Source organism: Paraglaciecola sp. (assembly GCF_051252315.1).
Taxonomy (GTDB): domain Bacteria; phylum Pseudomonadota; class Gammaproteobacteria; order Enterobacterales; family Alteromonadaceae; genus Paraglaciecola.
In genome coordinates this window covers 1-5,261 of the sequence record NZ_JBPOFP010000188.1, presented here as the reverse complement: position 1 = coordinate 5,261, position 5,261 = coordinate 1, and the positions used below count along the sequence as shown (strand labels likewise).

At 39.4% G+C, this 5,261-nt stretch carries 4 protein-coding genes; all 4 read left to right on the top strand.

Going from position 1 to position 5,261, the window contains the following annotated elements:
* A partial coding sequence (locus ACSHXM_RS20740; RefSeq protein ID WP_435692131.1) for an aldose epimerase family protein occupies nt 1-855 on the top strand: 855 nt, incomplete at its 5' end.
* A gap of 94 nt (nt 856-949) precedes the next feature.
* A complete protein-coding gene (locus ACSHXM_RS20735) occupies nt 950-2,560 on the top strand; it encodes a solute:sodium symporter family transporter (protein WP_435692129.1) in 1,611 nt (536 codons plus the stop codon).
* 80 nt (nt 2,561-2,640) lie between these two features.
* On the top strand, nt 2,641-3,684 hold the full coding sequence (locus tag ACSHXM_RS20730; RefSeq protein WP_435692127.1) for a UDP-glucose--hexose-1-phosphate uridylyltransferase: 1,044 nt from the start codon (nt 2,641-2,643) through the stop codon (nt 3,682-3,684).
* Nucleotides 3,684-4,826, top strand: a complete 1,143-nt coding sequence (galK, locus tag ACSHXM_RS20725; protein WP_435692125.1) for a galactokinase — start codon at nt 3,684-3,686, stop codon at nt 4,824-4,826. The genes ACSHXM_RS20730 and galK overlap by 1 nt, the downstream gene beginning before the upstream one ends.
* The last annotated feature ends 435 nt before the right edge of the window (nt 4,827-5,261 follow it).

Below are 5,261 nucleotides of genomic sequence, written 5' to 3'. Positions count from 1 at the left end.
AATAGATTCTTTGGCGCCATAGTGGGCCGTTATGCAAATAGGATAAGTAACGGTAAAGCACATATAGATGGAACCGACTTCCAACTCACAACCAACAGAAAACCTCATCACATACATGGAGGTAATAAAGGGTTTGATAAAGTCGTTTGGCAGGCTAAAACAACCGTGACCCAAGATTCTGCCAGTATTATTTTGTCTTATACCAGTCAAGATGGCGAAGAAGGGTATCCGGGCAAACTAGAGGCGACAGTCACCTACCAAATAAACAACTCAGGTGAATTAGCCGTCACTTATCAAGCTACTACCGATAAACCCACAGTATTTAACCCCACCCAGCACAGTTATTTTAATCTTTCTGGAATAGACCAAACTGTATTAAAACATGAGTTAACAATTCATGCTGAAGACCTAGTTGAACTTGACGAGGAAGGGATCCCAACTGGCAATTTACTAGCTGTAAAAAACACAGCCTTTGATTTTTTAACCGCTAAACCAATAGGCCAAGATATTGATAGTCAGAATAAACAATTATTGCTGGGCAAAGGTTATGACCATTATTTTAAAGCTAAAAGTAAACGAGGAGAATTAACCCTATTTTCCGAATTGTACGAACCAAAGTCAGGCAGGAAAATGACAGTGAGTAGCACAGAAATAGGAGGTCAGTTATACAGCGCAAATTACTTGGCGCCTAGTGTTGTAGGTAAAGGTGGATTGCCTTACCAAGCTCGTCAAGGGATTTGTATCGAAACCGGGCAACTGCCAAATGCACCCGCAGAAGAAAATTTTGAAACCATATTGGTAAAACCAAACGAGCCCTTTTTTTCAAAAACAGTATTCGCTTTTTCTAACCATTAATTTCATTTCATGTTTGAGATGTTAAAAATTAATATTTATCTAACTATTTCAATCTATTAACGTAGATTAATAACCAATAATAAAGTGCATAATTATGACAATAGTATCCTTTTTACTTTTTACACTTTTTGCCGCTGGCCTGACGTGGTATTTAACTCGAAATTATGAAAACAAAAGTAGCGATGGCTTCTTTTTGGGTGGCAGAAGCTTAACCTTTCCAATTATTGCAGGCTCTTTGCTACTAACAAACTTATCAACCGAACAAATGGTAGGGTTAAATGGTTCAGCCTATAAAAATGGCTTAGCCGTTATGGCTTGGGAAGTCATTGCTGTGCTTGCTTTGGTATTGATGGCAGCATACTTTTTACCTAAGTTTTTACGTTCAGGTATCACAACTGTTCCTCAATTTCTTGAGCAACGTTTTGATGGCCGTACCCAAACCTTAGCTAATTCAATCTTTCTTGCCGCCTATGCCCTCTTGCTAATCCCCATTGTTTTATACAGTGGCGCGAAAGGCTTAATTAACATGATGGATTTACACAGTTTAACTGGCATTGAAAGCGAGTTCACGCTATTGACTATTACCTGTATCTCTATTGGTCTAGCGGGTATGATGTACTCTAGATTTGGCGGGCTTAGAACGTTAGCGGTACTTGATACCATTAATGGTATTGGCTTGTTAATTGGTGGCTTCATGATTGCCGCATTTGCACTGTATGTATTAGGTGGGGAAGGCGGGATCATGGCAGGCTGGGATACCTTAAACACAGTGCATCCAGAGCGTATGGATTCAACTGGCGCAGAAGGGTTAGATTCTGAAGTGCCATTTTCAACCATATTTACCGGTGTTGCATTACTTAACTTATTTTACTGGTGTACTAACCAACAAATCATCCAACGTACATTTGGGGCTAGTAGTTTAGCCGAAGGTCAAAAAGGTGTGCTTTTGACTGGCGCATTAAAATTACTAGGGCCTATTTATTTGGTCTTGCCTGGCTTAGTAGCTTATCACTTATATTTTGGTCAAGGCGTAAGTAATGACGATGCCTATGGACGGTTAGTGGCTGATGTACTTCCTGCTCAGTTAACAGGCTTTTTTGCCGCGGTAATGGTGGGCGCTATTTTAAGCTCATTTAACGCTGCACTTAATTCGACCTCTGCCTTATTTTCAATCGGTTTGTACAAACACGTCATAAACCCAACGGCAAGTGATGAGAAAACGGTTAAAACCGCTAAGTTATTCGTTACCGTTATTGCCATTTCAGCTATGTTCGGAGCGCCGTTGTTATCTAAAACATCAAGTATTTTCAGCTACTTACAAACCATGAATGGTATTTATGCAATTCCAATCTTTTCAGTAGTGGTAATGGGCATGTTGAACAAACGTGTTCCTTCGGTAGCTGCCTTTTACTCAATGGTAATTGGCTTAGTTGTGATGGTAGGGTTATTAATTGTTTACCCTGCGCTAAATGGTGGGGCTAATACTTCTGACTTAACGGGTATTAGTAACTTCCATACTATGGGCATTGTATTTGGCTCATTAATGTTAATCATGTTTATTGGCTCGAAAGTGGCTCCACGGGAAAAAGCGTGGGAAATTACTACCAATACACCAATTGACATGACACCTTGGAAAGGCACTAAAGTAGCAAGTATCATTCTTGTTGTAGCTGTAGTGGCAATCTATGCGGCGTTTTCTAAGTAAAATTCAAGCTTTAAAATTAAAGGGTTAACTTTGTTAACCCTTTCTTTGTGCAGACCTCATTCATTAGATAGCTGGAAATTATGACTGACATATTTGATCCAACCGAACATCCCCATAGACGATATAACCCATTAATTGACGAATGGGTATTGGTGTCACCGCACCGTGCTAAACGCCCTTGGCAAGGGCAAGTTGAAAGTGTCGAACAAGAGCAAAAGCCTAGTTATGACCCAAGCTGTTTTTTATGTGCTGGTAATACGCGAATTAATGGCGAAGTAAACGACAAGTACCAAAATACGTTTGTGTTTACTAATGATTTTGCCGCGTTAAAACAAGATACTCCACAAATTAAGCAAGACGACCCATTGTTTAAAATGGCTTCTGAACAAGGTGAAAGCAGAGTCATTTGTTTTTCACCTGATCATAGTAAAACCTTGCCTCAGTTATCTGTAGAAGACATCACTCAGGTGGTTGATACATGGCAAAACCAATGTAGTGAATTGGGTAAATTATATCATTGGGTTCAAGTGTTTGAGAATAAAGGTAGTGTGATGGGGTGCTCGAATCCCCACCCACATGGACAAATTTGGGCGCAACAACAATTACCTACCTTGGTAGCTAAAAAGCAAAAGTCACAACTCGCTTATCAGCAAACTTATGGTAGTAAGCTTTTACAAGATTATGCTGAAAAAGAATCTGCTAACCAAGAACGAGTCGTAGTAGAAAATCAAGAGTGGTTAGTAGTTGTGCCATATTGGGCTGCGTGGCCTTTTGAAACATTATTATTGCCTAAATTTGCAGTACAACGAATGACAGATCTCAGCGAGTCTCAAAAAGCATCCTTAGCCGATATTCTGCAACGTATTACGATTAAATACGATAATTTATTTCAGTGTTCATTCCCATATTCTATGGGGTGGCATGGTGCCCCTTATGATGGAAGTGAGCATAAAGAATGGACTTTACATGCAAGCTTTTTTCCGCCTTTGTTGCGTTCTGCAAGTGTGCGTAAGTTCATGGTGGGTTACGAAATGATGGCTGAAGCACAGCGAGATTTAACCGCAGAACAAGCCGCAGATAGATTAAGGAACCAATCAGGCACGCATTATTTGGAGGCTCAATAATGGATCAAGAAATTCTGGTAAAACAGCTATTCAAAAACAAGTTTAATGACGTTGCTAATATCTTTTGTCACGCACCTGGTCGAGTGAACATCATAGGTGATCATACCGACTACAATGACGGTTTTGTGTTTCCAGCAGCAATTGATTTTGGTACTAATATCGCAGCTTCAAAGCGAGATGATTTAGAAGTGCATGTGTATGCACATGACTGTGATGCACAATCTACAAGTTTTATATTGAATGAGTTTGAGTTCGACCAAAACAAAATGTGGAGTAATTATGTGCAAGGTACTTTGCAAGCCTTGATGACAGAGTTTCCTCATATAAAAGGGGCAAACTTTGCTGTAACAGGCAATGTACCTCAAGGAGCTGGTTTGAGTTCATCAGCTAGTTTTGAAATTGCTATTCTCAAAACATTTGCTGATTTATACAAGCTTAAGTTAGATGGAGTAATGGCAGCAAAACTGGGCCAAATGGCTGAGAATAATTTTGTCGGTTGTAACTGCGGCATCATGGATCAGTTGATTTCAGCTATGGGTGAAGAAGGGCAGGCTATGTTGTTGGACTGCCAAAATCTAACCTTTGAATATGCCCCTATTCCAAAAGATGTGTCTATCTTAATTGTTAATTCAAACGTAAAACGTGGCTTAGTGGATAGTGAATACAATTTACGCCGTGAACAATGTGATCATGTAGCCAATTATTTTGGCAAGCCGAGTTTACGTGCTGTGACTATGGCTCAATTAGAAGGCGCTCAGTCACAACTTACTAAAGACCTATACAAACGAGCTCGTCATGTTATCAGTGAAAATGAAAGAACAGTTGCCGCTCTTGAAGCACTGAAAAATAATGATCTCGCAACCATGAGCGAACTTATGCAAGCGTCTCATAATTCGCTTAGGGATGACTTTGAAGTCACCACTAAAGAAATGGATGGTTTAGTTGAATTGATAGCCCAAGAGATTGGTTTAAAGGGAGGCGTACGTATGACAGGTGGTGGCTTTGGCGGTTGTATTGTGGCTTTATTGCCAAATAATATTACTGAACAGGTATCTGCTGTAGTGAAGGAGCAATACCCTAAAAAGTACGGTATAGAACCTAGCATTTATATTTGTAAAGCTAGTGATGGCGCGTTTAGTTAACCTAATACCATGTATGGTATAAGTTCGGTATAAAAATTAAATACTTTTCAATATTGGATTTTTCAACTAATTGCCTTCCTAGTTAGCGATGAGCAGACATGAAGAAAATAATTGAGTTGTACTATGCTAACCTCGAATAATGCCTCGTATGCATCCTCCAATGTTAATAATGACATTTAGAAGATGGGCGAGAAAACGTGAAGAAGCCAACGAATGTGCACCAGTAAATCATGACGACTATCATTAGCCGTCACAAGAGCCATTACAGCGAAATTAATAATAATCGCATTTTTAACCGTTAAATTAGCTTTTTATTCTATTTAAATACGCCATGTGATCTAAGGTTTTAGATGCATTTACCTCTAATGCCTGTTTAGAAGTATTCAATGCTTGACTAATTTTTTCATGGTCAGAGGCGTCCACTAACGGATCATA